This is a genomic window from Micromonospora sp. LOL_015 (assembly GCF_048060275.1).
In the GTDB taxonomy this organism is placed as follows: Bacteria; Actinomycetota; Actinomycetes; order Mycobacteriales; family Micromonosporaceae; genus Micromonospora_E.
On record NZ_JBHMIO010000205.1, the window covers coordinates 1 to 371 of the forward strand.

The window sequence follows — 371 nt, forward strand, 5'->3', positions numbered from 1 at the left end:
CGGGCAGCGACACGCCGAAAGTCGTCACCCGCCCACGGCCGACTTTGATACACGCCCTAGGCGGCCACTCGCTCGCGCTAGCCCGGGTAGCGGCCCGAATGCGGAATCGGTTCGGTGTCGAGGTCCCGCTCACCACGCTGTACGAGCGGCCAACCTTAGCCGAGCATGCCACGACAGTCGAGACGATGGTGCATGCCCAGATCGCGGCAATGACCGACGAAGAAGTCGCCGCCGCGCTCATACCGGACGCCGCCGAGTGAAGCGACCCGGTGACATGACCGACACCGACCAGATACCCCCTCATATCCACTGTCAACGGTCTTTCTGATCTCCCCGTAGGCGGCCGGCATTTGTCCCCGCTGGCGGCCACG

The 371-nt window shown here is 65.8% G+C and carries 1 protein-coding gene; it reads left to right on the plus strand.

Features of this window, described 5'->3' with window-relative positions; all coding sequences use genetic code 11:
* The coding region (locus tag ACFHWU_RS29500; protein ID WP_416592353.1) for an acyl carrier protein at positions 1-260 on the plus strand (260 nt) is incomplete at its 5' end.
* Positions 261-371: the final 111 nt, after the last annotated feature.